The sequence below is a fragment of the Sphingomonas sp. genome (assembly GCF_032114135.1).
GTDB lineage: Bacteria > Pseudomonadota > Alphaproteobacteria > Sphingomonadales > Sphingomonadaceae > Sphingomonas.
Genome location: NZ_DAMCTA010000002.1, coordinates 588710 through 614126, shown reverse-complemented (window position 1 = coordinate 614126; position 25417 = coordinate 588710). Strand labels below are relative to the sequence as shown.

26 protein-coding genes and 1 tRNA gene are annotated in these 25417 nt (G+C 67.0%); 20 read left to right on the top strand and 7 right to left on the bottom strand.

What is annotated here, in order from left to right:
- Positions 1 to 117 precede the first annotated feature (117 nt).
- Together RT655_RS14875 and RT655_RS14870 are read left to right on the top strand one after the other, a co-directional pair.
- Complete coding sequence (locus tag RT655_RS14875; protein WP_313538158.1) at positions 118 to 666, top strand: FxDxF family PEP-CTERM protein; 549 nt, start codon at positions 118 to 120, stop codon at positions 664 to 666.
- Positions 667 to 820: 154 nt separating this feature from the next.
- A tRNA-Trp gene (locus RT655_RS14870) sits at positions 821 to 897 on the top strand.
- 38 nt (positions 898 to 935) lie between these two features.
- Here the strand turns inward: RT655_RS14870 and RT655_RS14865 are convergent.
- On the bottom strand, positions 936 to 1949 hold the full coding sequence (locus RT655_RS14865) for a heme-binding protein (RefSeq protein WP_313538156.1): 1014 nt from the start codon (positions 1947 to 1949) through the stop codon (positions 936 to 938).
- A 39-nt stretch (positions 1950 to 1988) separates the two neighbouring features.
- Positions 1989 to 3902, bottom strand: a complete 1914-nt coding sequence (locus tag RT655_RS14860; RefSeq protein ID WP_313538154.1) for a flavin monoamine oxidase family protein — start codon at positions 3900 to 3902, stop codon at positions 1989 to 1991.
- A gap of 651 nt (positions 3903 to 4553) precedes the next feature.
- Here RT655_RS14860 and RT655_RS14855 point away from each other — a divergent pair.
- The 4 genes from RT655_RS14855 (at position 4554) to RT655_RS14840 (ending at position 9434) form a co-directional block, all read left to right on the top strand.
- Entirely contained in the window at positions 4554 to 4718 is a 165-nt protein-coding gene (locus RT655_RS14855; RefSeq protein WP_313538153.1) for a hypothetical protein, read from the top strand.
- 138 nt (positions 4719 to 4856) lie between these two features.
- Entirely contained in the window at positions 4857 to 5393 is a 537-nt protein-coding gene (locus tag RT655_RS14850) for a sigma-70 family RNA polymerase sigma factor (RefSeq protein WP_313538151.1), read from the top strand.
- Positions 5390 to 6340, top strand: a complete 951-nt coding sequence (locus RT655_RS14845) for a FecR domain-containing protein (RefSeq protein ID WP_313538149.1) — start codon at positions 5390 to 5392, stop codon at positions 6338 to 6340. The genes RT655_RS14850 and RT655_RS14845 overlap by 4 nt, the downstream gene beginning before the upstream one ends.
- A 124-nt stretch (positions 6341 to 6464) precedes the next feature.
- The gene (locus RT655_RS14840; protein ID WP_313538147.1) at positions 6465 to 9434 is read left to right on the top strand and encodes a TonB-dependent receptor; all 2970 of its coding nucleotides are present in this window, start codon (positions 6465 to 6467) and stop codon (positions 9432 to 9434) included.
- A gap of 92 nt (positions 9435 to 9526) precedes the next feature.
- Here RT655_RS14840 and RT655_RS14835 read toward each other — a convergent pair whose 3' ends face one another.
- Positions 9527 to 9991, bottom strand: a complete 465-nt coding sequence (locus tag RT655_RS14835; protein WP_313538145.1) for a hypothetical protein — start codon at positions 9989 to 9991, stop codon at positions 9527 to 9529.
- A 61-nt stretch (positions 9992 to 10052) separates the two neighbouring features.
- Positions 10053 to 10916 (bottom strand): NPP1 family protein, encoded by an 864-nt coding sequence (locus RT655_RS14830; RefSeq protein ID WP_313538143.1) that lies wholly within the window; start codon positions 10914 to 10916, stop codon positions 10053 to 10055.
- Positions 10917 to 11326: 410 nt separating this feature from the next.
- On the opposite strand from RT655_RS14830, the gene RT655_RS14825 reads away from it, so the two are divergent.
- Complete coding sequence (locus RT655_RS14825; RefSeq protein ID WP_313538141.1) at positions 11327 to 11866, top strand: PEPxxWA-CTERM sorting domain-containing protein; 540 nt, start codon at positions 11327 to 11329, stop codon at positions 11864 to 11866.
- 123 nt (positions 11867 to 11989) lie between these two features.
- On the top strand, positions 11990 to 12508 hold the full coding sequence (locus RT655_RS14820) for a PEPxxWA-CTERM sorting domain-containing protein (RefSeq protein ID WP_313538139.1): 519 nt from the start codon (positions 11990 to 11992) through the stop codon (positions 12506 to 12508).
- Between the two features lie 48 nt (positions 12509 to 12556).
- Here RT655_RS14820 and RT655_RS14815 read toward each other — a convergent pair whose 3' ends face one another.
- Positions 12557 to 14494 carry a glycoside hydrolase family 127 protein gene (locus RT655_RS14815; RefSeq protein ID WP_313538137.1) on the bottom strand — a complete coding sequence of 646 codons (1938 nt, stop codon included), beginning with the start codon at positions 14492 to 14494 and terminating at the stop codon, positions 12557 to 12559.
- A 137-nt stretch (positions 14495 to 14631) separates the two neighbouring features.
- Here RT655_RS14815 and RT655_RS14810 point away from each other — a divergent pair, with 137 nt between their 5' ends.
- The 11 genes from RT655_RS14810 (at position 14632) to RT655_RS14760 (ending at position 23145) form a co-directional block, all read left to right on the top strand.
- Complete coding sequence (locus RT655_RS14810; RefSeq protein WP_313538136.1) at positions 14632 to 15261, top strand: DedA family protein; 630 nt, start codon at positions 14632 to 14634, stop codon at positions 15259 to 15261.
- A gap of 236 nt (positions 15262 to 15497) precedes the next feature.
- Complete coding sequence (gene secE / locus RT655_RS14805; protein ID WP_121078387.1) at positions 15498 to 15695, top strand: preprotein translocase subunit SecE; 198 nt, start codon at positions 15498 to 15500, stop codon at positions 15693 to 15695.
- 17 nt (positions 15696 to 15712) lie between these two features.
- Positions 15713 to 16252 carry a transcription termination/antitermination protein NusG gene (gene nusG / locus RT655_RS14800; RefSeq protein ID WP_121078389.1) on the top strand — a complete coding sequence of 180 codons (540 nt, stop codon included), beginning with the start codon at positions 15713 to 15715 and terminating at the stop codon, positions 16250 to 16252.
- Positions 16253 to 16402: 150 nt separating this feature from the next.
- On the top strand, positions 16403 to 18784 hold the full coding sequence (locus RT655_RS14795; RefSeq protein ID WP_313538132.1) for an ATP-binding protein: 2382 nt from the start codon (positions 16403 to 16405) through the stop codon (positions 18782 to 18784).
- 95 nt (positions 18785 to 18879) lie between these two features.
- Entirely contained in the window at positions 18880 to 20355 is a 1476-nt protein-coding gene (locus RT655_RS14790) for a PAS domain S-box protein (protein WP_313538131.1), read from the top strand.
- A gap of 125 nt (positions 20356 to 20480) precedes the next feature.
- Positions 20481 to 20666, top strand: a complete 186-nt coding sequence (locus RT655_RS14785; protein ID WP_313538129.1) for a CsbD family protein — start codon at positions 20481 to 20483, stop codon at positions 20664 to 20666.
- A gap of 35 nt (positions 20667 to 20701) precedes the next feature.
- Positions 20702 to 21574: a hypothetical protein gene (locus RT655_RS14780; protein WP_313538127.1), complete on the top strand. Its 873-nt coding sequence runs from the start codon at positions 20702 to 20704 to the stop codon at positions 21572 to 21574.
- 26 nt (positions 21575 to 21600) lie between these two features.
- Positions 21601 to 21858: a CsbD family protein gene (locus RT655_RS14775; RefSeq protein WP_313538125.1), complete on the top strand. Its 258-nt coding sequence runs from the start codon at positions 21601 to 21603 to the stop codon at positions 21856 to 21858.
- A gap of 29 nt (positions 21859 to 21887) precedes the next feature.
- Positions 21888 to 22031: an entericidin A/B family lipoprotein gene (locus RT655_RS14770; protein WP_313538123.1), complete on the top strand. Its 144-nt coding sequence runs from the start codon at positions 21888 to 21890 to the stop codon at positions 22029 to 22031.
- Positions 22032 to 22088: 57 nt separating this feature from the next.
- Positions 22089 to 22277, top strand: a complete 189-nt coding sequence (locus RT655_RS14765; protein WP_313538121.1) for a hypothetical protein — start codon at positions 22089 to 22091, stop codon at positions 22275 to 22277.
- 244 nt (positions 22278 to 22521) lie between these two features.
- Positions 22522 to 23145 carry a PEPxxWA-CTERM sorting domain-containing protein gene (locus RT655_RS14760; protein WP_313538119.1) on the top strand — a complete coding sequence of 208 codons (624 nt, stop codon included), beginning with the start codon at positions 22522 to 22524 and terminating at the stop codon, positions 23143 to 23145.
- Between the two features lie 51 nt (positions 23146 to 23196).
- Here the strand turns inward: RT655_RS14760 and RT655_RS14755 are convergent, their stop codons facing one another.
- Positions 23197 to 23805: a general stress protein gene (locus tag RT655_RS14755; RefSeq protein ID WP_313538117.1), complete on the bottom strand. Its 609-nt coding sequence runs from the start codon at positions 23803 to 23805 to the stop codon at positions 23197 to 23199.
- 27 nt (positions 23806 to 23832) lie between these two features.
- Positions 23833 to 24144, bottom strand: a complete 312-nt coding sequence (locus tag RT655_RS14750) for a hypothetical protein (RefSeq protein WP_313538115.1) — start codon at positions 24142 to 24144, stop codon at positions 23833 to 23835.
- Positions 24145 to 24314: 170 nt separating this feature from the next.
- Between RT655_RS14750 and RT655_RS14745 the strand changes: the two genes are divergently transcribed.
- Entirely contained in the window at positions 24315 to 25400 is a 1086-nt protein-coding gene (locus tag RT655_RS14745; RefSeq protein ID WP_313538113.1) for an AI-2E family transporter, read from the top strand.
- The last annotated feature ends 17 nt before the right edge of the window (positions 25401 to 25417 follow it).

Below are 25417 nucleotides of genomic sequence, written 5' to 3'. Positions count from 1 at the left end.
CGGCGACCTGTTCCCGAACTGGGACATAAGCCCCTTTTTCCATTCGGAACTTTGGAACCCGCCAAGGGTCTTCGCTGCACTGCAATGGTTCACTTGCCGTTAAGGGAGACACCCCGAATGTATCGTACGCTTATGGCGGCGGCTGCCACCGCCGCAGCGCTTGTCGCTGTCGCACCCGCTCAGGCCGCAACCTATTTCGGTCCGGCCGACATGAATATCGCTCTTGCCGCTGACGGCTCGATTTCGACCAGCTTCGGTCAGTCGGGCATCACCGCAGGCAATTTCACCCACATCTACCAGTTCACCCTGCCGACCGACGGCATGGCGAGCGGCTCGATCATCACCAGCGCGGTGAAGTTCAACGGCCCGACCGACCTCGACCTCAAGTCGGTGTTCTTCAACGGTGTCCAGCTGACCGGTTTCTTCGGTAGCGGCATCAACGAGTTCGTCTTCGCCAACGCGGTGCCGATCAAGGCCGGCGTGCAGAACGAAATCACCATCAACGGCTTCTCGCGCGGCAACGGTTCGTACGGCGGCCAGGGCGTGTTCGTTCCGTCGGGCGTGCCCGAGCCGGCAGCCTGGGGCATGATGATCGGCGGCTTCGGCCTGGCCGGTGCAGCCATGCGTCGCACGCGCCGCACGCGCGTCACCTACGCGAACGCCTAAAACAAAAACCATCCTCGCCGTTGCAGGGGAGCGCCGCCACGACCATCGTGGAGGCGCTTTCTTTTTGCCCGCATCGTTTTGCGCGCATTTCGCGGCGACCTGCATCTTGGGTCTTGCCCGAAGCAACATCGACCGATAAAGGGGCGAACCGCACAGGGGTGTAGCTCAGCTGGTTAGAGCGTCGGTCTCCAAAACCGAAGGCCCTCGGTTCGAATCCGAGCTCCCCTGCCACTTTCCCCCGACATCACGGTTTCATGTCGCCGCCCGGCTCAGTCGCGCGCGAACAGCTCGAGCTTGACCTTGGGGGTCTGCTCGACCTTCTGCAGCGTGTTGATCGACACGTGCGGCCACTGGATCCGCCCCGGCAGACCGCGCGTCCGTGGATCGAAATCGAGCATCACCACCTGCAGATACTGCAGCCGCAGCTTCGGCCTGCCATTGGCGTTCTTTTCGGCGAGCTCCTGGATCCAGAAGGTCGACCGCATCGACGAGGCATTGGCCTGCTGCACGATGAACGGGATGTTGCGGATGCCCGCCGTCTCCGCCTCGCTGTCCACGGCCAGCGTGGTGGTGCGGACGATGTTCACACCCTGGTTGGCCGCCGCCAGCAGCGCTGCGGGATGCACGGGATCGAACACGCCCTTGAACGGATGGTCGTGGAAATGCTTGTACGGCGCGAGATAGGCGCTGGAGAGATCCTGATTCACCTTCAGCGGCAGCCCGCTGACATCGGGAATCACCGGCGGCCCCGCCGTCGGCGGCACGCTCCGGCCGAGCGCCAGCACCGCGTCGCCATGCGGGATCGAGCCCAGCCTGGCGATGTCGAAGCCGTCGGCGACGTGATCGAGCATGTTGAGCCACAGCCCCGGTTCGTGATGGATCGTGTTCCCCGGCGGGTGCGTCGGTCCCAGTACGTTGCTGTGCGGGAAATCCTCGGTCGCGATCTGGTCGATCACCTGCTCATAGTCGAGCGCGACGAGCGACTGGTCCGCCTGCGCGCCGGTAGCGCTCAACCCGCGATTGGGCACGCCCTTGTCGACAATGTCGAACACCAGCGTCTCGTTATACTGGTTGAGCAACAGGCGATAATCGAGCGTCGAGCCGGGCCGCGTCGCGAAAGGCAGCGCGATCATGTTCCAGCCATGGCCTTCCAGGCCCCCTTCGTTCTTCCACACGCCGGGCAGCAGCGCGAGCGGCCCCAGCAATTCGTCGCCGCGCACCCCCGCCGAGAGGACACGACCGCCATCCTTGAGCGCCAAAAGCGTTTCCGCACTGAACACCATCGGTTTTCTCCCATTGGTCTGGATCGGGCTGCGGCCCCGTCAAATGCCTTCGACGAGCAGCCGCGTGTCGGGCAGCTTTGCGAGATAGGGGATGTGCAGATCGGGCCGCGCCATCCGCGTCAGCGCATTGAGCGCCGCGGCGATCGCCCCTTCCTGCCAGCCGGGCAGCGATGAGAGCTGGTCGCCGACGACGAAGAACACCGGGTCCGAAAGCTGGCCCGCCCCGTCGTACACGCCCGTGCCCTGGCTCAGATGGTTGAAGTGGCGCGCGGCATCCTCGGGGCTGCCCACCGCCTGCCAATAGGCCCATCCGCCCTTGATATAGGGCATGTTCTGCCACGCGATGGCGATGCCGTCGTGCAGGCCGTCGCCGAACGCCTTGCCGAACTTGCGCGCGCCGGCCCGGGCGATATCCAGTCGCGCGGCGACGGACTTCTGGCCCCAGCTATAGGCGATCTGCCCGAAATTATACGCCCCGGTGAGCACGCCCTTGCGATCATGATAGCCGGTGGAAGGATACCAGATCTGGACGATCTCGTCCGCGCTCCAGCTGATCCCGCCGAAGATCGGCACCACGCCCTCCTCGGCATCGGGCACGACCAGTGTGGTCAGTTTGAGCTGGGCATCATGCGCATGGGTGATCAGCTTGCCCTGCCACAGCCGACGATCGGCCTGCCAGCCGACCTTGGTGGTCGCGGCGAGGAACTTGTCCTGATACTTGCCCTGCGCATCGATCCGCGGCCGCGCCTGCGCTGCGAACACCGCGCGCAGCCCCTCCGTGAACGGTGCGGCGAAGCCCTGCGCTCCGTCGCCGGCAAGCAGCTTGTCGGACAGCAGCCGTTCGAGAAACGGCATGGCGATGTTGGAGAAGCAGTAGTCGGCGCGATATTCGATCGTCTCCTCGCTTCCGATCCGGGCGACCTGCACGACGAATTCGCGCGTCGTGTCGTCCCAGTCGATCCTGGTGACCGGGCTGTTGAGGTGGACCGTGCCGCCCAGCGCCGCCACCTGCCGGGCAAAGGCGCGCTGCACCTGGTCCATGCCGCCCACAGGCTGAAAGATCGTCTGCTGCCACAGGAAATCACTGGGCTGGTAGAAGCGCGTCTGCTTCCAATAATCGGAGGCAAGGAGGTCCTGGAGCTTGATCGCCTGCGCAATCTCACCGACGGCGACCCCCGGCAGCACGTCGAAGCCGGCACGCGAGATCGCATTCTCGAACCCCTCGTTGCCCGCCGTCGGTGCATAGCGCCCCAGTTCGTCGAGCTCGCCGAAGCTGACCATGAGCGAGCGAAATTTTTCCACGAGTGCGGGCTGCTCGGCCGGCGGGATGCCCATGCTGGGGTCGGCGAGCAGTTCGGCGGCATGGTCGTGCACCAGATGCGCCACCCAGCCGCGCAGATTGTGGTCGATCTGCCGATAGACCTGCGTCCCCTGCAGCGGCCCCTCGTTGAGGTGGACGAGATTGGACATCGAGTTCATCACATAGACTTCGATGGCGACGCCGAACTCGCGCAGATAGCCGAGCAGCCGCTTGTGCGAGGACGGAATACGCCCCGGCCCCGCGTTCAGATAGGGCTCGGAATCGCCGACCGGCCATTGGAAGCGGACGACCTGGGTTTCGCCCGGTTCGGACCCGAACAGCGCGTCGTCGCGGTCCTCGGTCAGCGTGTCGCCGGTGCGCAGCGACAAGCAGCGGCCGCCGGTGCGGTTCTGCGCCTCGAGCAGCGTCACTTCCATCCCGGTGCGGTGGAACAGCAGCTCATAGGCGGTGGTCAGCCCGCCGACCCCGGCGCCTAGGATCAGCGCGCGCTTGCCGGTGAAGCTCCCCTCGTCCAGCCGAACCGGACCCGGCGTGATGCGAAGCTGTTCGTTGGTCGCCTCGGCGAGCGCCGCCCAGGCCGATGCCTGAGGATGCGCCTTCAAATATTCGGCGCGGCTGATCTTGTTCGTCATGCTCCGTCCCCCCTGTTCAACGATGCCACCGCAACGCCCCCCGGCGTGCAAACAGCCGCGCAGATCGCTTGAAATAGTCATGCGCAGTACCTTAGTATGCGCATGAACTACTGAATTAGACTCGACGACTCCATTTATGCTGTCGTAGCATGCCCGGCGTCCTTCAAAAAGAACGCCTGTCTATACCGGATTCCCTTCTGATTATTCCAATCAGTATCGGGCCATTTTTCTGTAATTCGCCAATTATTCTGTGAAAACACAGTGATTCAAGGGCATTTGATACGGCGCGTTCACGCAATCGTTCATATATCATGCACTTTCAGGTACGCGACAGCCGCGGATGGCACATTCTCTATTGCTCGATTTGCCACCGGTTAGCGCGCATCATGCGGCGTACGCCGCGACGGGAGCGCCAGCGTGCCGCCGGCCTCGCTATTGCGTCCAGGCAGCGGCGCGCGACGCCCCTCCATTCGTCTCCGAAAGCGCAGATATCGTCGCGGCGGCATTGCCCTGGCGGAGCAGCTGCGCATTATCCACAGCGTCCGCCACGAACCAGCGCAAATGGCTGGAAACTTTCAATGATGCGAACGTTAGATCGAAGTTAGTTCTGGGGAATGGATTTGTCGCAAGATGCCTGAAGGGGAACCCGTGGTGGCCGTAGCCCTTCTCACCGAACGCGACATCGAGCGTTACGGCAACAATCTCAGCCGTTGCTATCGGATCGACAACAGCTCCGAATTCGACGGCCTGCTTCGCATGATCGACAAGGCCGACGCTGCGCTTCAGGCGCGACCGTGGGAGCGCTCCTCCTCCTAGCGTTGACTGTCACGCCAGCTTCATCCTGAGGCGCTAGCCCTGCGCGGAACGCGGGCGATCTCAGGATGAAAGGGGGCGAATCGCCATGGCGACGAGCGGGTTGTGCGCCTTGAATCCGTCCTCGGGCAGGGTCGGGCGATGAACGAGATGACCAGCCTGGCCGCGCACCGCCGCGCGGTGTCGGAGGAGGTGGCGCTGCGGGACGCGCTTTTCCGCTTCGTCCAGGCGCGCCTTCGCGATTCCCACGAGGGCGAGGACATCGTCCAGGAAACCTATATCCGGCTGTACGACTATCGCCGCTCGCGCAGCGTCGCCGATGTCGGCGCCTTCTGCTTCGCGGTGGCGCGCAACCTGGTGTTCGACCATTTCCGTCGCCTGCGCGCCGCGCCCCGACCGGCCGAGCTGGCCGAGGACATTCCCTGCGCCCAGCCACGCGCCGAGGAGGTGCTCGACTATCGCCAGCGGGTCGACATCCTCGTCCGCGCGCTCAAGGTGATGCCGTCGCTCCGCCGCGAGATCTTCCTGCGCCGCCGGCTCGACGGCGTGGCGGTGGCGATCATCGCCGCCGACCTCGACATGACTCCCGCCGCGATCGAGAAGCATTGCGTCCGCGCCGTCGCCGATCTGCGCACGGCGCTCGAGCGTCGCGGCCTGCCCGGCGGTGCGTCGCGATGAGCCTGAACCCCACCCGCCGCGCCGCGCTGCACGACGCCGCCCACTGGGCGATGCGCGAGGACGAGGCCGTGCTGCGCGAGGCGCCACCCCCCGCTGCCGCCGAGGTGCAGGCGATGCTCGATGATCGAGCGCTCTCCGATGCGATGGCGCAACTGCCGCGCCTGTCCGACGCCGATATCCGCGCGATGCGCAGCCGCCGCCGCACCGCGATCGGCACCGGTGGGCTGCTCGGCATCGCCGCGATACTCGGCATCGGCGGCTGGCAGGTGGGCTGGTACCGCGCCGCCACCCCTGCCCCGCTCCATTACGAGACCGCGCGTGGCCAGATGCTCGACGTGACGCTGGCCGATGGCAGCTCGGTCCACCTCAACGGCGCGACCAGCCTCGACGTGACCCTCGAAGACCATCGCCGCAGCGTGACGATGCAGCGCGGCGAGGCCTATTTCGACGTCGCCCACCTGCCCGATCGGCCCTTCACCGTCCATGCCGGCGGTGCGGCGACCCAGGTGCTCGGCACCGCCTTCAATATCGACATCGCGGCCGGCGGCGTGCGCCTCGCCGTCTATCGCGGCAAGGTGCGCTTCGGCGACGCGGCCGCGGTGGTGATCGTCCCCGCCGGGTGGCGGACCCGCTTTACCGAGGGTCGCGCGCAACCCCCGACCCGCTTCGACGCCGCGCAGAAGGACTGGCGCGACGGCTGGCTCGACATCGACGCGATGCCGCTCGGCGACCTGGTCGACGCGCTCAACCGCCGCGGCGGTCCGCTGATCGCCCCGCCGCCGCCGAGCCTGCGTGGCCTCGCCGTCTCGGGCCGGTTCCGCCTGGATTCGCCCCAGGCGCTGCTCGACGCAATGGGGCTCGCTTATGGCTTCCGCACGGCGCGCACCGGCGAGCAATTGCGACTGGAAGCCACCGGCGACACCGACACCAATCCGTCACACCCATGACATTGAACCGTAACAACATTCTTTTGTCCGGAAGCTGATCTGCCCCCGTCTTCCTCGCTAGCGGCGCACGTGCGCCGGAGCGGAGGGAAGACCAACAATGACACGCATCCAGGGGATTTCACGCATGGCACTCGCCATCCTGCTGGCAGCGCCCGCGATCGCGCAGGCGCATGCCGCCGACGCGACGATGGCGGCGCAGCGCCGGTTCGACATCGCGCCCAGTGATCTGCGCAGCGCGATCTCGCAGTTCTCGCAGGCGACCGGCCTGCAGGTGGTGGTGGCGCCGAGCGCCGTCGACGGCCGCCGCACCGCCGGGGTCCGCGGCGCCCTCACCGTCCGCGCCGCGCTGGACCAGCTGCTGCGCGGCTCGAACCTCAGCGCCGCGGTGCATGGCGGCATCGTCGTGCTGACTCCGTCGCGCGCCGCCGCGCCGACCGCGCGCCGCATCGCCCGCAGCGAAGCCCCCGCCCCCCTCGCCGCGGCGCCGGTGCAGACCGCCCAGGCCGAACCGCAGGATCCGGACACTGCCGAGATCGTCGTTTCCGGCTATCGCGAGAGCATCACCGCCGCGCAGGAGCTCAAGCGTCGCGCCGTGGGTACCGAGGACGACATCGTCGCCACCGATATCGCCGCCTTTCCCGACCTGAACCTGGCGGAATCGCTCCAGCGCGTGCCGGGCATCACCATCACCCGCGACAGCGGCGAAGGCCGCCAGATCGCGCTGCGCGGCCTGGGCGCCGATTTCACCCGCACCCAGCTCAACGGCATGGAAGTGCTGGGCAACACCGCCTCGGGCATGGACAATCGCGGCTCGGTCAGCCGCTCGCGCTCGTTCGACTACAGCCTGTTCGCCTCCGAACTGTTCAACCGCATCTCTGTGCAGAAATCCTATGCGGCCGAGCAGGACGAAGGCGGCCTGGCCGGCACCGTGCAGCTCACCACCGCCAAGCCGTTCGACTATACCGGCAACAAGTTCGTCGTCTCGGCCAAGGGCCAGACCAACAGCAACGCCACCGGCATCACCCCGCGCGCGGTGGCGCTCGCCTCGGTCCGCTCGGGCGATTGGGGGGCCTTGGTCTCGGTCGCCTACAGCAAGATCAAGAGCAACGAGTACGGCTATCGCAACTGGGGCTGGGGCCCGACCAAATACGGCGCGAAGAATATTGGCGCCGAGATCGATGCCGATACCCGCGCCAAGCTGCTCGCCGGCGTCTACCAGCCGACGGCGCAGTCGCCCTCGACCTGGTACACCGATCGCCAGCGCCTCGGCGTCACCTCGTCGGTCCAGTATCACCCGGGCGACGATTTCAAGCTCGATGTCGACTTCCTCTACGGCCGCCTGTGGGACCATCGCGACGATTATGCGCTGGCGACCGCCGGCAGCAATCCGCTGACCGGCTCGACCGTCAACGGCACCCAGGTGATCCACAGCGCGGTGATCGACGGCACCAACACGCTGCGCGCCGCCAGCTTCACCGGCATCGACCTGCGCTCCGAGCACCACATCGTCGAGAACCACACCGATTTCTACCAGGGCGTCGCCAATCTCAGCTGGAAGCTGGGCGACCGGCTGACGCTGCGCGCGCTGGGCGGCTATGAGGAATCGGATTTCGGCCAGCCGGTGTTCGACAAGGTCTTCATGGAGGCCAAGCAGACCGCGTTCAGCTACGACACCCGCCCGCAGATCCCGGTCAACACCTATGGCATCGCGATCGCCGATCCGAACCTGTGGACGGTGCAGCGGCTCGACGTCCAGGAAAACAAGATCGTCAACCGCTACGCAAACGGCAAGCTCAGCGCCGACTATCAGCTGGGCGACGGCCTTATTTTCAAGGCCGGCGGCGCCTACAAGCACTTCACCAACAGCGGCTATACCTGGGCCAACAAGGTGTTCCATAACGTGCCGGCGAACATTCCGGTGTCGAACGACCTGAAGCAGCTGGTCGGCCCCAAGACGCTGCTCCAGTACATCGTCGGCAATGTCGACGGCGTCTATGCCGCGATCGGCGACAAGCGCGACCTCACCGCCGCCAACCTCCAGGCCGGCAGCGACTACAAGGTCGACGAGAAGACCTGGAACGGCTTCGCCCAGCTCGATCTCGACACGCTGGTGGGCGGCATGCGGCTGCGCGCCAATGCCGGCGTGCGCTATTACTCGACCGACCTGACCTCGTCGGGCAATCTCGCGGTCGGCACCGCCTTCGTGCCGGTGGTGATCAAGAACAACAGCCATGGCTGGCTGCCCGCCGCCAACCTCGCGCTCGACCTGACCAAGACGTTGGTGTTCCGCCTCAGCGCCGATCGCAACATCAACCGCCCGGGCCTGGGCGACCTCGCCGCGGCGGGGTCGATCACCACCCGTCCGAACGGCGGCAGCCTCAGCCTGGGCAACCCGTTCCTCAAGCCCTTCAAGGCAACCTCGGTCGAAACCTCGCTCGAATGGTATATGGACAGCAAGGGCTTCGCCTCGGTCGGCTTCTTCTACAAGAACATGGACACCTATATCTCGCCGAGCACGACGACGATCCCCTATGGCCAGACCGGCCTGCCGCTGTCGCTGCTGATCCAGGGCCAGGACGCCAACACCCCCTATGACGTGAGCCAGCCGATCAACGGTCCGGGCGCGGACATCAAGGGCGTGGAAGTGGCCGTACAGCACGACTTCACCTTCCTGCCGGCGCCGTTCGATCACCTCGGCGTCACCGCCAACGGCACCTGGTTCGAGGGCAAGCAGCAGGGCAAGGTGGGCAACAGCTTCGTAACGCTGCCGCTGTTCAACCTCTCGAAATGGGCGGCCAACGCGACGCTCTATTACGAGGATCAGCGCTGGGGCATCCGCGTCTCCGACGCCTATCGCAGCAAATATTATACCGGCCTCGGCACCATCGGGAATGTCGGCGACTGGATCCGCGGCACCCACAATATCGACGCGCAGGCGCATGTGAACCTGCGCCCGGGGATCCGCCTGATCGCCGAGGGCATCAACCTCACCAACGTGCCGATCGAGCAGTTCGCCGGCGGCGCGATCGCGCGGCGGGTGGTCTACACCACCAGCGGCCGAACCTTCACGCTGGGCTTCAGCGCGGAGTTCTGAGGCACGGAAAACCCGCCCCGGTGGATGCCGGGGCCGGCTTCGGGAAGATCGCAAGGGCGGCAGCGGACACTCCGCTGCCGCCCTTTTGCCGTTCAGCCGCGCGGGCGGCCTTCCGCGACGGGCAGGCGGATGTGGAACAGGTTTTCCGACACCTCCTCCATCTGCACCGGTCCGGTGGCGGCATAGCCCAGCGCCTCGACCGTGCGCGCCAGCCCGCCGAGTAGCATCGCCTGCCGGGTGGCGAGAAAGGCGTCGTCGGTGGGAGGCGGGATCGTCGCGGTGACCGCGCAGCCGCGCGCGTCGCAGCCGAACGCCACGTCCCGCAGCAGCGGATAGGCCAGGCGGACCTGCGCCGCGACCTGTGCGGGCGCGGCGGCGACGGTCCTGGGGAGTCCCGCCGACGCCGGCGTCGTCGGTGCAGACGAGGGTCGCGCGGTGATGGTGACGACGCCCTGCGCCGCGGGCGTCGGTGCGGACCCCGCCTTGCCGAGCAGCGCCCTGCCCGCAGCCAGTGCCACCAGCGCCGCGCCGGCGGCGAGCAGCCGGGTATGTTTCATGTCCTGTGCTCCATGGCCGATATCCCCGCGCCGCCCGAAGGCGACGCGGGGACCGTTCCGATCAGCAGATCGTCGAACCGGCCGGGCAGCCCGGCGAGTCCGATCCGGCATCGACATCGGGGTTGAAGCCCGGCGTGATGCTGGTGTTGAGCGCCGCCTTCAGCGATCCGGCGAAGCGCGCGTCCTTGATCTCGAAATTGCCGCTGCCGAAATCGTAATTGGCGATCGCATTGCGCACGGCGAGCGAGGGATAGCCGTTCCAGCTGACCAGCGGCTGGACCATCCAGGTGCCGGTGCCGTTTTCGGGCGGCTCGTCGCCGCTGTCGGTCTTCGAGAAGCGGAACAGGTGCGAGAAGCCCAGCGTCTCGTAATGGAAGACCATCTTCACATGCTGGTTGCCGGTCGCATCGCTCTGGAAGCGGAGCTGGCCGTCCTTGGTCGCGCGCGTGTCCCACTTGCCATGGGAGTCGCGGGCCACGCCGACGACGCTGCTGTTGGCGCCGGCATCGGTGGTCCAGACGATGATCGTCTCCCAATCATAGGCGTGCGAGAAGTCCGACTGCCAGAAATAGGCATAGACCCGCGCGCAATAGCCGTTGTTGCAGCGGGTGCGGACATAGGCGTTGCTGGTGCGCAGATAGTCGGGATTGCGGCACGAGGCCGGCGGCTTGGTCGCGTAGGTCGAGGCCTTCGCGCTGATCGCGCCCGAGGCGTTCACCGCGGGCACGTTGAAGCAGACGTCAGTGTCGAAATCGAGCGCGGGCTGGAAGCGCTTGTCGAGCGCGGTCGCCAGTTCCGGCAGCGGCGCGACCGGTGCGGGCCAGCCCTGCGCGTGTGCCGCCTCGACCGGCAGCACGGCAAGCGCGGCGAGCGCGGCCTTGGGCAGAAGATGACGGGTGGCGGCGGTTATACGTCCCTTGGTCATACGATCTCCATGCAGGTCCCAGAGCGGCTGCGCGTTACATGCGTCCATCGGCCGCGAGGGACCGCCCGCGACCTGGAGATTCGGCAATCGGGGCGATGGCGGGGGCGCCACGGCCGCCCGGCGCGGGTTCATCAGGGAAGACGCGCACGCACGTCCTTCCGGACAATTATTTTCGCGGATCGCGGCGGATCGTCCCGCACAGGCACAAGGCAGTGCGGAATCCCCGCCCCGACGCCATGCGACGGATGGCAGCGACGCGCGTCATATCATTATCGGGACGACGGAAATTTTGGTAAACGGAACGTCAACACGATGCGAGCGAGCGCGACCGGAGACGTTCGCGATTCGGTCCAACCAGGGTCGCCCCGGTACGTCCGGGCCCGATGAACCGGATTACCAAGGGGGAAATGATGGCAAGGAAGCTTCTAGCGTTGCTGCTCCTGCTGGTCGCGACGCCTGCGTTCGCGGCAAGCTATATCGGGACCGTGCCGAGCGACGGGCACCTGTCCTTTCCCATTCCATTTGGTCCTGGCAAATATCAGCTGCGCTTCGCGTTCGGTACCCCGGTGCCGTTCGACGTTACCATTCACACCGAAGAACATTATAATTTCTTCTGGGTCGACACCGGCGACTATATCGGCGGCGATGACAATTTCTATCTGGACACCCATGCATACCATGTGCCGACGACCACCGGCACCGTGCAATGGACCATCGACCCGGCCTATAGCTACACGTTCAACGACATCTATGTGACCGGCTATTACAACGGCGTCGACGCCGATTTCGACTTCTACGCCGATCCCGGCGCAACCGTCGCCTATCGCATCGACATCAGCGCGGTGCCGGAGCCGGCGCACTGGGTGCTGCTGATCGGTGGCTTCGGGCTCGCCGGGGCCGTCCTGCGCCGCCGCCGCCCGATCGCGCCGCGCCGGGAACAGCGCGTCTGACACCAGGGGCCCGCGCTTGCGAGCGCGGGCCTTCCGATTTCGGGTCCAACCACCGCATGCGGCATACAGTGCCCAACCATCCAGTAGTTGAGGGGATTTATGGTACGAAACTATGTAACGTTGTTGCTTCTGGCGTTTGCGACACCTGCGGCGGCCGAGGTCTATAGCGGTACCACGTCGGGGTTCAGCGATCTCAGCATTTCCATCCCCAAGGGGCCCGGGAAATATCAGCTGACCTTCCGTTTCGACACGCCGCCGCCGTTCGACATCACGATCCTGACGCAAAGCCATTACGACCAGTATATGCTGGGTTCGAATGCCTATGTCGGCGGCAACGATGTCCAGAATTACGATACCTACGGCTATTATGCCGATCCCGCACGCGCCGGGGTCGTGCGGTGGGAAGTCGGTTCCGCCTACAGCACGCGCGATACCCGGTATCGCACCGATTATCGCTTCAACGGCGTCCGCGCCTATTTCAGCTTTCTCGGCGATCGCGACACGACCGTTCGCTATACCGTCAACGTCGCCGCGGTGCCGGAGCCGCAGCAATGGGCCCTGCTGATCGGCGGCTTCGGGTTGGCCGGCGCAGCGCTGCGTCGTCGCCGCCGTACCCCGGTCACGATGATCCCGGCCGCCTGACCCCGCGGCGGCCCGGGCGGCATCAGGCTTCCCGGGCCGCCGATGACATCAGGCCCGCGCCGGGGCCAGCTTCCAATAGGTCGCGTAGCGCTCATGCGCGATCCGGTGATAGGGGACCAGCCGCACCGGCGCACCGTCGGCCGCGGCGAGCGTGAACTCCAGCGGCATGGCGCCCGGCCGGATCGCCGCCGCCAGCGCGGCCGGATCCCCCGCGAGCACCGGCACCTGCACCGGGCCGTCATTGTACCGGCCATAGTCGCGCTCGTTGACGACGATGTCGGCGCCCGGCGCCAAGCCCTGCGCGCCCAGCGCTCCCGCCAGCACCAGCGGCCCATAGGTGAACGCCACCACGTCCGGCGCCGCCGGGGCGCTTTCGAACCCGGGCTCCATCACCAGTTGCAGTTCCACCGTGTCGCCATCCTGCCAGCGGCGCGCGAGTTCGATCCGGCTGCCCGGTGCCATCGAGCGCGTCGCGATCTTGCCGTTCACCCGAACGGTGGCGATGCGGCTCCAGCGCGGATGGCGCAGGTTGAGCGTGAGGTCGGTCGGGCGGGCCAGCTTCCAACGCAGCGTCGTGCGCGGCTCCTCGGGGAAGCGCGTTTCCTGCACCAGCTCGGCGCCCTTCGCGCGCCAGCGCACCGTGGAGGGCAGGAACAGGTTCACGAACAGCGCCCGATCGTCGTGGAAGTAGATCGAGTCCCGATACTTCAAATGATTTTCCATGCCGGTGCCGGTGCAGCACCAGAAGCTGTGCTCGGGCGTGTGGTAAAGCTTCATATATCCCGGTCGCGCGCCCTGGAAATAGGTTGCCATGCCGCTGTCCGGGTCCTGCGAGGCAAGGATGCCGTTGAACAGCGTGCGCTCGTAATAGTCGGCATATTCGGGCTTGGGCTCGTGCAGGAACAGGCTGCGGGTGAGCTTGAGCATGTTGTGCTGGCAGCAGGTCTCCGATCCCTTGGCCGAGAAGACATGGGCCTCGAAGTCCGCCATCGCGAAGAAATGCTCGTTGTCGCCGTGGCCGCCGGTGGCGAAGGAGCGCGTCTCCGCCACCGTCTTCCAGAAAAAGGCGGCGGCATCCCGGTACGACGCATCGCCCGTGGTCTCGTAGACGCGGTGGAAGCCGACGACCTTGGGCACCTGGGTGTTGGCGTGCAGCCCGTCGAGATGGTCGCGCGCCTTGGCCAGCGGGGTCAGCAGCGCCTTGTGCGAGAAGCGCTCGGACAGCGTGCGATAGTCGGCCTTGCCGGTCATCGCGTAGAGATCGGCATAGACCTCGTTCATCCCGCCATGCTCGGTCTCGAGCATCGCCTCGAACTGCGCGTCGGTCAGCGGCCGGCATCCCACCACGCCCCAGTCGGCGAGGCGGAGCAGCGTCGCGCGGGCAGGCGCGCTGTCGGCGAGCAGCGCCCCGTCGCGCAGGCCGGCATACACCTTGTGCAGTGTGTACCAAGGCACGCCGCTGATCTTTTCGCCGCGCAGATGCGCCGCGACCACCGCCGCACCGTTCGGGAAGGCGGTGACGAGGCCGCTCTTGGCGGCGTCCTGGCAGGCGCCGAGTTCGGTCGCGATATAGTCGATGCGCTTCTTGTAGTCGGGCTTGGCGGTGGCGCGGAAGGCGAACGCGCAGGCCGAGAGATAATGGCCGAGCGTATGCCCCTGGCAATGGATATCGGCCCAGAGCGGGTCCGATTCCCAGCCGCCATAGGCTGGCGCCTTGGGCTTGAGTCCCGCATTGACGCGGAACTGGTGGAGCAGCCGGTCTGGCTCGAGCCGCAGCAGATAGGCCTCGGTGGCGCGCTGCGCATGGAGGAACGGCCCCTCGCCCAGCGTCACGTCCGCCATGTCGAACGGCTGGAGCCGGGCAGGCGCGGCGAGCGCAGGAGCCGACGCCGCTGGCGCCGGAAGCGGTACGCCGACCCCGCCCATCGCGACCGCGCCGCTACCCGTGCCGGCGAGAAACCTCCGCCGCGACGTCTCGATCGTCATGCCCGCAACCCTCTCCACCGGTTAGATTTACTCCGGGTTATCAAACCCCTCCCCCGCCGCCAACCCCGACGCGCTTTTCGCTGCACCGCGCAAAAAGCGGCTTCCCAAATGTATCCGCCTGCCCCAACCAAGCGCGCATGGTCGAAAAGATTCTGGGCATCCTTGCCACCTTCACCATTTGGGTCATCTCGAGCGGGGGCTATCTCGGCATCGCCGTGCTGATGGCGATCGAATCCGCCTGCATTCCCTTGCCGTCGGAGATCATCATGCCGTTCGCCGGCTATCTGGTCTCGACCGGCCGGTTCGACCTGTACCTGGCGGCGACCGCGGGCGCGGTCGGCTGCAACCTCGGCTCGATCGTCGCCTATGAGATCGGCAAGCGCGGCGGCCGCCCGCTGGCGCTGCGCTGGGGGAAATATCTGCTGATCGGCCCGGGCGAGATCGACGCGGCGGACCGCTTCTTCGCGCGCTATGGCAGCATCGCGGTGCTGATCGGCCGGCTGCTGCCGGTGATCCGCTCGTTCATCGCCTTCCCGGCGGGCGTCGCGCGGATGAAGCTGGTGCCGTTCCACGTCTACACTTTCCTCGGCAGCTGGCCCTGGTGCTTCGGCCTCGCCTGGGTGGGCATGACGCTGGGCGAGAAATGGGACAGCGATCCGCGCATGAAGGCGGCGTTCCACAGCGCGGACGCGCTGATCGGCGTGGTGCTGGTTGCCTTGGTGGCGTTCTACATCTGGCACCGCGTGCGGGGGATGAAGCACCGCTGAGACACTCGGATCCTCCCCCGGAGGGGGAGGGGGACCGAGCTGCGAAGCAGCGTGGTGGAGGCGGCACGCCCCACGCCCCGCAAACACCCCTTCCCAACCCCCGCTTGCGCTCCTCGACACGATCCTCTAGATACAGCCCCCTAGCCGACAGCTTGGGTGGACTGCACCGGTTCCTGAAAAGGACCGGGCAGCGGACCCATGCCCGAAGCGCCATTTTTCACACGAGGATAGCCCCAGTGGCGAAGACAAGCCCCGTCGAATTCATCAAGCAGGTCCAGACCGAGACCCGCAAGATCGCCTGGCCGACCCGCCGCGAGACGATCATGACCGGCGTGATGGTGATGATCATGACGACGCTGCTCGGCAGCTTCTTCCTCGGCATCGATTCGCTGTTCGACATGATCGTCAACGCCCTCCTTCGCCTCGCGCAGTAAGAGAAAGACCAACACCCATGTCGCGCTGGTACATCATTCACGCCTATTCCGGTTTCGAGGGCAAGGTCCGCGACCAGATCCTGGCCGACGCCACCCGCCTTGGCCTCGATCGCCTCGTCGAGTCCGTCGAAGTGCCGACCGAGACGGTCACCGAAGTGCGCCGCGGCAAGAAGATCCAGTCCGAGCGGAAGTTCTTCCCGGGCTACGTCCTCGCCAAGCTCGAGATGAACGACGACGTCTATCACCTGGTGAAGAACACGCCGAAGGTGACCGGCTTCCTCGGCAGCTCGGGCAAGCCCCAGCCGATCAGCGAGGCGGAAGCCGCGCGCATCCTCAACACCAAGGAAGAAGCGGCCACCGCGGCGCCCAAGGCCAAGCTGAAGGTCGATTTCGACATCGGCGACACGGTCAAGGTGATCAGCGGCAACTTCGCCACCTTCTCGGGCGTGGTCGAGGAGCTCGACTACGACAAGAACCGCGTCAAGGTCTCGATCTCGATCTTCGGCCGCGCGACCCCGCTGGAGCTGGGGTTCGAGGACGTCGAACGCGTCAAGTAAGCCGGCCGATGGCCGATCCTGCCAAGACATGGAAGGCCGGGGTGCGTACCCCGGCCTTTTTTGTTTCGCCTCCGTAGTTTGGCGGACTAACGCTGGCCGCGGCAACGTTCCTATAATGCTGGAAGCGCGCCTTTCGCGCTTTGGGGGACGATGCGGACACGCGCGATCATGGCCGGCACGATATTGCTGCTCGCAGCCCCTGCCTTCGCGCAGGCGCCGCTGGCCGAGCAGCACATCGCCCGGGCGATCGACCGCATGTTCGCCGATCCCCAGGCCGCGCTCGCCGCCGCGCGTGCGGCCGAGACTGCTGCAGGCGACGCACCCAACGCCGGCCTTCTCGCCGCCAAGGCCCGCTGGCTCGAAGGCGAAGCGCTGTCACGGCTGGATCGCGATGCCGAAGCCGAGCCGCTGATCGCCCGCACGCTCGATGCGGCACGCGCGCGCTGGCCGAACAGCCGGCTCCACGCCGATCTGCTGATGACCTGGGCCGGCATCGAGCAGAACCGCAACCATGCCGCCGTCGCGCTGGACGCCTTCCAGCAGGCGCACAACCTGTTCCGCGGCTTGCACGAGCCGCGCAAGCAGGCGATCGCGCTGGTGATGATCGCCGGCCTCTACAATCGGGCGCGCGACAATGAATCGGCGCTGCGCTATTTCCAGGCCGCGCTCGACGTGGATTCGGGCGATCGCAACCTGCGCATGTCGATCTTCAACAATCGCGGCAACGCGCTGCTTGACATGGATCGACCCGCGGACGCGATCCGCGAGTATCAGCAGGCGCTGGCGCTGGCAACGGCATCGGGCGAGCCAGGCCTCAAGGTGCCGATCCTCAACAATCTCGCCCGGACGGAGCTCCAGCAGGGCAAGCCCGCCGCGGCACAGCGCTACAGCGCGGCCGCCTTCGCCGCGAGCGCAGGCCATGGTTCCGAATATGACGGGAGCCTGCATGCGATCCAGGGCGAGATCGCGCTCAAGCGGGGCGCGATCGGCGACGCGGTGGCGGAAATAGACGCGGCGTTCGCGCATATCGGGGATCCCAGTTCGCCCGCCTGGCGCGAGGTGCACGAGGCCGCGGTCGACATCTATGCCCGCGCCGGGCGCCCCGCCGATGCGCTGGCCCATCTCAAGGCGCTCAAGCGCATCGACGACGAAGTCACCACGGTCGCGACGGACACCAACACCGCGCTGCTCGCCGCGCGGTTCGATGCGACCAACCAGCAGCTCCGTATCGAGAAGCTGCGCACCAACGAGGCCAACCAGCGCGCCCGCTTCGCGCGGGATCGCGCGCTATTCCAGCTGCTGCTGGTCGGCGGCATGCTGTTCGTCGCTGTGGGGGGGGCGGCCCTGCTCGCCTTCGCGCTGGCGCATATCCATCGCAGCCGCCGCGAGGTGCGCATCGCCAACCGCGACCTTGCCGCGAGCAACGCCCAGCTCGGCAAGGCGCTCGCCGCCAAGCGTGAGTTCCTGGCGACGACCAGCCACGAGTTCCGCACGCCGCTGAACGGCATCCTCGGCATGAGCGAGGTGCTGCTGCGCGACCCGAGCCTGGGCGAGCACGCGCGCGGGCGCGTCGCGCTGCTTCAGGACGCGGGCAAGTCGATGCAGGCCCTGGTCGACGACGTGCTCGACATGGCCTCGCTCGACGGCGGCACGGTCGCGTTGGAAGAGGCGCCGTTCGATCTGCCCCGCCTGATCGAGCAAGCCGCCGCGCCCTGGCAGGCGGAAGCCGCCGGACGCATCGACTTCACGCTGCTGCTGGACGACTGCCCCGGCGCGATGCTCGGCGATGCGCGCCGGGTTCGCCAGATCCTCCAGCATCTGCTCGCCAACGCGGTCAAGTTCACCCCCTCGGGCAGCGTGACGCTGCAGGCGCTGGGGGCGCCGGGGGCAGTGGAGATCCGCGTTTCGGACACCGGCATCGGCATCGCTGCCGAGGAGCAGGACCGCATCTTCCGGAAATTCTATCAGGTCGATGGCGGCACCCGCCGCGCCTATGGCGGGATCGGCGTGGGGCTCACGCTGGCGCAGACCTTCGCGACCAGGATGGGCGGCACGCTCACCGTAGAGAGCACGCCGGGAAGCGGCAGCAGCTTCCGGCTGCGGCTGCCCCATCGCACCCCCGCGGCGCCCGAGCCTTCGGCGGAAGCGCCGGCCGCGCCGATGCGCACGTTGCTGCTGGTCGAAGCCAATCCGCTGGCGCGCGGCGTGACGATCCACGGGCTGCTCCATGCGGGCTTTGCGGTCGAGGCGGTCGCCACGCTGGCGGAGGCGGAGAGCCGGCTCGCGGCGTTCGACCTGCTGCTGATCGGCGCCGAGGTCGCGCCGTCCGCCCCTGCCCTCGCCGCACTGCTCGCCGACGCGCGGACCGTCGGCACGACCGCGGTGGTGCTGGTCGACCCGGGCGGCGGCGTGTCGCGCGAGGCACTGGAAGCGGCGGGCGCCGCGCTGGTGCTGGCGCGTCCGATTCCCCTCGCCGATCTCGCTGCGGCGCTACAGTCGGTCACGATGCGCCACGCCGATCTGGCAGCCTGATCCGCCTCCGTAAAAATCCCTAAGCCTGCGAACATGCATCCCCGCGCAACGCTGCACGTTCAGCGTTTGTATACCATATTGTGCCGCGCGGGTTCATGAGCATCGACCATCCTTCCATCGACCTTCCCCAGCTCCGTCATATCATCTCCAGCCTGCGCGAAGGCGTGATCCTGGTCGATACCGACCAGAAGATCCGCTGGGCGAACGACGCGGCGCTCCGGATGCACGGGGTGGAGACGGTCGCCGCGCTCGGGACCGACGTCGATGCCTATCGCCAGCGCTTCCAGCTGCGCTACCGCAACAACCACCGCCTCGATCGCGGCGACTATCCGCTCGACCGCGTGCTGGCGGGCGAAAGCTTCGACGAGGTGGTGGTGGAGGTCGTCCCCGCCGGCGACGAGGATGCCCGCTGGGTCCATGAGGTCCGCAGCCTGGTGATCGGTGATGCCGAGGGGCGCCCCGACCTGCTCGTCCTCGTCCTGCAGGACGTGTCGCAGCGTTTCGAGGCCGAGCAGCGCTTCGAGCGTACCTTCAACGTCAATCCCGCCCCCGCGGTGATCCTGCGCCTGTCCGACCAGCGCTATGTGAAGGTCAATCAGGGCTTTCTGGATCTCACCGGGTACCAGCGCGACGAGGTGCTGGGCCGCTCGCTCTACGACATCGACGTGCTGAAGGACGCCGCCGATCTCGAAACCGCCAAGGAACGCATCCGCGACGGCCGCACCGTGCCGCAGATGCAGGCCGATCTCGACCTGCCCGATGGCGGGCGCAAGCTGGTGATCGTCGCCGGCCAGCCGGTCGAGCTCGACGACGAGCCCTGCATGCTGTTCTCGTTCGCGGACCTCGAACCGCGCCGCCAGGCCGAGAACGAACTGCGCCACAGCGAAGAGCGCTTCGTCACCACCTTCCGCCTCGCGCCGGTGGCGATGGCGATCACCACGCGCGACGATCTCGCGCTGTGCGACACCAACGATGCCTTCCACCAGCTCAGCGGCTGGTCGAGCGACGAGGCGATGGGCCAGCGCATGGCCGCGCTGCGACTGTTCGAGGACGGCGGCTTTCTCAAGCACGCGTGCCAGGAACTGGAGGAGCGTCGCGATTTCCGTAGCGTGGATGCACGCGTCCGCACCAAGGAGGGCGCGATCACCGATTGCCTGATCTCGGCCGCCGCCATCCCGCTGCGCCGCGACACCTGCATCCTGTGGGTGGTGCAGGACATCCATGCCCGCCGCCACAACGAGCTGGAACTGATTGGCGCGATCGAGGCGGTGATGCAGGATACCAACTGGTTCAGCCGCTCGGTGGTCGAGAAGCTCGCCAATCTGCGCAACCCGCACGGGTCCACCCGCCCGGTCGAGACCAGCGAACTCACCCGCCGCGAGAAGGAAGTGCTCAGCCTGCTGTGCGAGGGCGGCGACGACGCCACCATCGCCCGCGAGATGGGCGTGTCGCGCAACACGCTGCGCAACCATGTCGCGCGGGTCTACGCCAAGATCGGGGTGAACCGCCGGGCCCAGGCGATCCTCTGGGCGCGCGAGCGCGGCTACCCGCTCCAGCGCCCGATAAAATGATCACTTCTGGTCCGGACGCACCAGACGATTTGGTACTTCCGTATCTCTTTTTACCCCCTTTCCCCCGCCATCTCTTCGTCATGGACGCGGGGCCTTCCCCGCGCCTCAGTCAGGAGGACGAACCGATGAACGAACATCGTATCCAGGGTGAAGCCCATGCGCTGAAGGGCTCGATCAAGGAGGCGATCGGCAAGATCACCGGCGATCGCCGGATCGAGGCCGAGGGCGCCGCCGAGAAGCTGGCGGGCAAGGCCCAGGCCGGCGCCGGTGAGATCGCGGGCACGGTCAAGAACAAGGTGGCGGGCAAGTGACCACGACGATCCCCCCAAGAGCAGGAGATGCCGCAATGGCAACCGCTATCTATGATACCCGCCTGGCCGTACGGCCTGTCCCCCGCGTCAGCTGGTCCGCGATTTTCGCGGGCGCGGTGATCGCGCTCGCCGTCGAGCTGATGCTCGCCCTGCTGGGCGCCGCGATCGGCTTCTCGACGATCGACCCCGCGCAGAATAGCGGGCCCAGCGCCGGCGGCCTCGGCATCGGCGCGCTTGCCTGGTGGACGATCAGCAGCGTGATCGCGTTGGGCCTCGGCGCCTACGGCGCCGCCCGCGTCGCCAAGCTCCGCCGCCCGTTCGACGGCGCCGCGCACGGTCTCGCCATCTGGGCAGTGACGCTGCTGCTCACCTTCTATCTGCTTACCTCGGCGATCGGCGGCCTGGTCGGCAGCGCCTTCCGCACCGTCGGGACCGTGGCCTCGACCACCGTCGCAGGCGCCGGCGCGGTGACGCCCACGCTCGCAAAGGCGGCCGGTGTCGATGCATCCGCGGTGGATGCGCAGGTGTCCGCGCTGCTCGACAGCACCCCGGACAACGCCAAGGACATGACCCCCGAACAGGCGCGCAAGGCGATGATCGCCGAGCTGCCGGCTATGGCCAAGGGCGGCGCCGAGGGCCAGGCGGCCGAACAGCGGATCGCCGAGATCATCGCGGTACAGGACGGCGTGAGCCAGCAGGAAGCCATGGTACGCGTGGAAAAGGCCCGTCGCCAGTTCGTCGCGACCAAGAACGACGCGGTGCAGACCGCGAAGAATGCAGGCAGCGCAGGCGCCAGTGTCGCCGCCGGCAGTGCCCTCGCCCTGTTCCTGGTGATGCTGCTGGGTGCAATTGCCGCGATCGGGGGTGGCATCGTCGCCGCCCGCCGCACCACCGAAGCCGATATCTGAAATCGCATCGTCAAAGGAGAAGAAACATGGATACCCATCGTATTGCAGGTGCCGTGAAGGAAGTCGTCGGCGGTGCCGAGGAAGGTCTCGGCAAGGTCGCCGGGAATCGCGAGACCGAGGCACGCGGCGCGGCGCGGAAGGTCGAGGGCGGGCTTGAGCGCCGCTTCGGCGAGACGCTCGACCAGGTGCGCGGCGCGGTGCGCGATCACCCGATCCTCGCCTTGGCGGCCGCCGGCTCGGTGGCGCTGCTCGTCGGTGCCGCGCTGATCGGCCGCCGCGACTGAACCCTCCGTATCACGACAAGGAATTTTGCATGATCCGCAAGACTCTCCCCCTCGTCGCCGCGCTCGGTCTGCTGACGCTCGGCGCCTGCAACACCGTCAACGGCGTCGGCAAGGACGTCCGCTCGGCCGGCAGCGCGGTCTCGGACGCCTCGGGCCAGAACCACAAGAAGTAACCGATCCGGCATCGCGGGCAGCCCCGCCCGCGATGCCGCCCCTTCCGGAGTTGCCCCGTGAACGAACCCGACCCCGACTATCTGCTGAAGCGCCTCGCCCAGGCCCGCCGGGCCGCAGCGCGGGCGACGGAGAGCAGCGCCCGTACCGCCCACCTTGCCATGGCGAACGAGTATGCCGCGCAGCTTCGCGCCGCCGGGCACGCCGTTCCCGCCAATCTGGTGATGGCGGCCTCGACCGAAAGCTGATCCCGTTTCCATGTTTCCGGGCGGACAGGAATAACGGCGAGGATAGAGCCGGGGCGCGGGCCCCGGCTTTTCTCGTGTCGATCGGCAACGCGCGCAGGCCGGGGCAGGTGGGAAACAGGCGCCACCCAGACTCCCCGCATTGCAAATATCGCGGCACGACGCGGTGAACGATATAAATCCAGCCCCTTTGATGGCATAGTTAACACGGCGATACCGGACTCGCCGGAACTATGGGGATTTTGTCATGCGCAATGTTGTTCGAACATGGCTATCTACGCTGTTACTGCTGCTCGTGCCAGCTGTCAGCCACGCGCAAGACTGGTCAAGCTGCACGGCAAACAGCGCCTGCATCTTCCAGAACATATCGGTTAAATCCGGCGAAGGCTGGAATTTTGACGGCACGATTCCAGATGATGGCCGTCGCTGGATCCTGCGGGCGTTTGTCACGCCAGGGTACACCGCCGCCGTCCAGGGCCCGAACCAAGTCGATCACTTCGACGTGTACCGCGACGGCATGGGCGGATTCTATTATGATTTCAGCATCGCCCGGTACGACTTCACCGGGCCGAGCTATGTTAGCGGCCTCTCGACCGCGCAATGGGACGTGTACGACTATTACTTCCAGCCAGGCGTCCGTCCCTTCGACAATTGCGCCACGCCAGGGCCGGCGGACAGCAAATGCGGTGCGTTCACCAACTGGTTCTGGAATGCCGGCGGCCTGACCGTTTCCGGGCCCCAGGGCGTTGCCCAGGTCCAATTGGGGCTTCTCGCCGTGCCCGAACCGGCATCCTGGGCGATGCTGATCATCGGCTTCGGCTTGATCGGCGGGGTTGCTCGGCGCCGCGCGCCCCTGCACGCGATGGCGTGATGGGCCGGGCGATGCGGGGGCGGACGTCGATCCGCCCCCGCACCTCGTGCCTCAGAGTGCAGTCGACTCGCGAAAGGTGCTGCGTTCGCGCTCGATCTCGTCGCGCGTATAGGCCGGCGCCTTGTCGTCAAAGGCGGTCCAGCCCGACTGGCGATAGGCCGCGCCGCGTGTGCCGGCATCGACGCCGCGACGGTTGAGCACCGTCTCGGCTTCCGGCACCAGCGAATTCTCGACGCGTGCGCTCACCAGCGTGCCGCCGCGACGGACGCCCTCGGAATAGACATTCGCGTCTTCCTCGCTCTCGCCGGCATTCTTCAGCGCACCGACGATGCTGCCGGTGGCAGCGCCGCCGACACCGCCGATCGCCGCACCCGCCGCGGTCGAGGCGAGCCAGCCCGCCGCCACGATCGGGCCAAGGCCAGGGATCGCCAGCAGCCCAAGGCCCGCGAGCAGGCCGCCCACGCCGCCCAGCGCCGCGCCGGTCGAGGCACCGCGGCTGACATCACCATGCGCGTTGACGTCGCTCACGTCATGATCGCCATGCGTGTTGTTGGCGATGATGCTGAGATCGCCATGCGGCACGCCCAGCCGCTCGAGTTCGTTCACTGCGGCCTTGGCGTCCGAATAATCGTCGAACAGACGGGTAATGGTCCGGCTCATCGCATTTCTCCTGCAGAACTGATGGGGTTAGCGCGCGGTGACGTTGCCCTTGTAGTCGAGCGTGACGGTCATCTTCTTCCCGTTCTTCATCGCCATGCCCTGCCAGGCGCCGTTCTCGGTGCCCTTCAGGTCCGTGATGTCGGTATAGCCCGCCTTGGCGAGCCGGCCCTTGGCCTGGCTTTCGGTGAACGAGCTGCGGCCCTTCGCCGGCGCGGCGACGTGGTGCGCGGTGCCGTCCTTCACCACCGGGTTGTGCGAGCCGGCCTGGCCGCTGCTCTGCGCAGCCGCGCCCGTCGTCGCAAGCCCAAGCGCTGCGACGGCCATGATGATGCGTTTCATGCCCATTCCTCTCCAATGATGACGCTCCACGCGCGCCGATCCCTCCCGACGGCGTGGAGATTTGCTAAACTGTTTAAGTACTTGTTTAGTTCATCGGCGCCGAACACGGCCCGCCGCTTGCCAGCGCCGTCATGGCTCGCCACTGTTCCCCCGAACACCAGGGGACCTTCATGCAGCACACGACCAAAGCCCAAACCCGAGCGCGCGTGGTGCTTGCCGCCGTCATCGCTGCCGCTGCGCTCTGGATCGGGATGGCCTTCGTGCCCGCGATCCTGTGGGCCGGCGTGCTTGCGATCGGGGTCGAGCCGGTGCGGGTCTGGCTGAGCGCGCGGATGCCGGGCCGTCCGGCATTGGTCGCCGCGCTGCTCACCCTCGCCATCCTGCTGGTGGTGTTGATCCCGCTGTCGATCGCGATCAGCCAGGCATTGGTCGAGGCGCAGTCGGTCGCCGCCTGGATCTCCGATGCCCGTGCACACGGCGTGCCGCTGCCCGACTGGGTTGCCCGCCTGCCCTGGGGCCGCGAGCAGGTGACCGCCTGGTGGAACCTCCATTTGGTCACGCCCGAAGCCGCCGCCGCCGAGTTCGGCCGGCTCGACCAGTCGCTGTGGCGCAGCCATTCGCAGGCCTTCACTCACAGCCTGATCCGCCGCGTGGTGGTGTTCGGGTTCACCCTGGTCGTGCTGTTCTTCCTGCTGCGCGACCGCGACACCATCGTCCGCCAGCTCGATCGCGGCGCGACCCGCGCCTTTGGTGACGCGGGCGACCGGCTGGGGCGACAGATCTTCGCGGCTGTGCGCGGCGCGGTCGACGGCATGGTGCTGCTGGGGCTCGCCCAGGGCATCCTGATGGCGATCCTGTTCGCGATCGGCGGGGTGCCGCATCCGATCCTGCTCGGCCTGTTCTCCGGCTTCGCCTCGATCATCCCGTTCGGGCTTGGTGTCGTCCTGGCGCTGGCGCTGCTGCTGCTGCTCGCCAAGGGGGCGGTGATGGCGGCGATCGTGGTCGGCGCGATCGGCTATGCGCTCAACTTCGTGATCGACCATTTCCTGCGCCCGAGCCTGATCGGCGGCACCACCCGCCTCCCCTTCGTCTGGGTGCTGATCGGCATTCTGGGCGGCGTGGAGACGATCGGGCTGCTCGGCCTGTTCGTCGGCCCCGCAGTGATGGCGGCGCTGGTGCTGCTGTGGCGCGAATGGGTGGCCGAGGGCGATATCGGCGGCGCCGAGGCCGGGCACACGGCGGAACTGCGGCCGTGAGCCGCGGAGGCGCCGGT

Bases quoted from the DNA above. Each gene is read 5' to 3' on its own strand.
- RT655_RS14875 (WP_313538158.1), top strand. From the start codon at position 118: ATGTATCGTACGCTTATGGCGGCGGCTGCCACCGCCGCAGCGCTTGTC.
- RT655_RS14865 (WP_313538156.1), bottom strand. From the start codon at position 1,949: ATGGTGTTCAGTGCGGAAACGCTTTTGGCGCTCAAGGATGGCGGTCGT.
- RT655_RS14860 (WP_313538154.1), bottom strand. From the start codon at position 3,902: ATGACGAACAAGATCAGCCGCGCCGAATATTTGAAGGCGCATCCTCAG.
- RT655_RS14850 (WP_313538151.1), top strand. From the start codon at position 4,857: ATGAACGAGATGACCAGCCTGGCCGCGCACCGCCGCGCGGTGTCGGAG.
- RT655_RS14845 (WP_313538149.1), top strand. From the start codon at position 5,390: ATGAGCCTGAACCCCACCCGCCGCGCCGCGCTGCACGACGCCGCCCAC.
- RT655_RS14840 (WP_313538147.1), top strand. From the start codon at position 6,465: ATGGCACTCGCCATCCTGCTGGCAGCGCCCGCGATCGCGCAGGCGCAT.
- RT655_RS14835 (WP_313538145.1), bottom strand. From the start codon at position 9,991: ATGAAACATACCCGGCTGCTCGCCGCCGGCGCGGCGCTGGTGGCACTG.
- RT655_RS14830 (WP_313538143.1), bottom strand. From the start codon at position 10,916: ATGACCAAGGGACGTATAACCGCCGCCACCCGTCATCTTCTGCCCAAG.
- RT655_RS14825 (WP_313538141.1), top strand. From the start codon at position 11,327: ATGGCAAGGAAGCTTCTAGCGTTGCTGCTCCTGCTGGTCGCGACGCCT.
- RT655_RS14815 (WP_313538137.1), bottom strand. From the start codon at position 14,494: ATGACGATCGAGACGTCGCGGCGGAGGTTTCTCGCCGGCACGGGTAGC.
- RT655_RS14810 (WP_313538136.1), top strand. From the start codon at position 14,632: ATGGTCGAAAAGATTCTGGGCATCCTTGCCACCTTCACCATTTGGGTC.
- nusG (WP_121078389.1), top strand. From the start codon at position 15,713: ATGTCGCGCTGGTACATCATTCACGCCTATTCCGGTTTCGAGGGCAAG.
- RT655_RS14795 (WP_313538132.1), top strand. From the start codon at position 16,403: ATGCGGACACGCGCGATCATGGCCGGCACGATATTGCTGCTCGCAGCC.
- RT655_RS14790 (WP_313538131.1), top strand. From the start codon at position 18,880: ATGAGCATCGACCATCCTTCCATCGACCTTCCCCAGCTCCGTCATATC.
- RT655_RS14785 (WP_313538129.1), top strand. From the start codon at position 20,481: ATGAACGAACATCGTATCCAGGGTGAAGCCCATGCGCTGAAGGGCTCG.
- RT655_RS14780 (WP_313538127.1), top strand. From the start codon at position 20,702: ATGGCAACCGCTATCTATGATACCCGCCTGGCCGTACGGCCTGTCCCC.
- RT655_RS14775 (WP_313538125.1), top strand. From the start codon at position 21,601: ATGGATACCCATCGTATTGCAGGTGCCGTGAAGGAAGTCGTCGGCGGT.
- RT655_RS14770 (WP_313538123.1), top strand. From the start codon at position 21,888: ATGATCCGCAAGACTCTCCCCCTCGTCGCCGCGCTCGGTCTGCTGACG.
- RT655_RS14760 (WP_313538119.1), top strand. From the start codon at position 22,522: ATGCGCAATGTTGTTCGAACATGGCTATCTACGCTGTTACTGCTGCTC.
- RT655_RS14755 (WP_313538117.1), bottom strand. From the start codon at position 23,805: ATGAGCCGGACCATTACCCGTCTGTTCGACGATTATTCGGACGCCAAG.
- RT655_RS14750 (WP_313538115.1), bottom strand. From the start codon at position 24,144: ATGAAACGCATCATCATGGCCGTCGCAGCGCTTGGGCTTGCGACGACG.
- RT655_RS14745 (WP_313538113.1), top strand. From the start codon at position 24,315: ATGCAGCACACGACCAAAGCCCAAACCCGAGCGCGCGTGGTGCTTGCC.